The 353-nt window shown below is 65.7% G+C and carries 1 protein-coding gene; it reads right to left on the bottom strand.

The features are described from left to right. The coding region (locus AC0L3D_RS37025; protein ID WP_473647579.1) for a hypothetical protein at window positions 1-353 on the bottom strand (353 nt) is incomplete at both ends.

Here is a 353-nt window from a genome sequence, read left to right as displayed (position 1 = left end):
GCCTTGAGCGCGGGCAGCATGGCGAAGTCGATATCAGTGAAGGCGAACACATCCTCGGTCGGCGGCCGCATCGTGGCGGGCATCTCCATAAGCGGCGCGTTGACGCTCAGGCCGTTCAGCGTCCAGCGCATGCCCGTGGCCCGGCTGCGGCTCTGCGGGTCCATGTAGCTCACGTCGATGTCTCGCGGCTCGATCTCGACTCGAACGATGCTGCGGAGGGAGCCAAGGAACGCGAGATCCTGCGCCGCCATCGGCAGATGCCAGTCGTCCCGCGCTATGTCGAGGCCGCGGGCGCGAAAGGTGCCCGAGACATCGGCCGTGTGGATGCTGCCGTCCATGTTGAGGTAAACGTA

It is taken from the genome of Mesorhizobium sp. WSM4837, from assembly GCF_055811435.1.
Note: the sequence above shows the minus strand (reverse complement) of the source record. Positions and strands in the feature narration are given on the sequence as shown.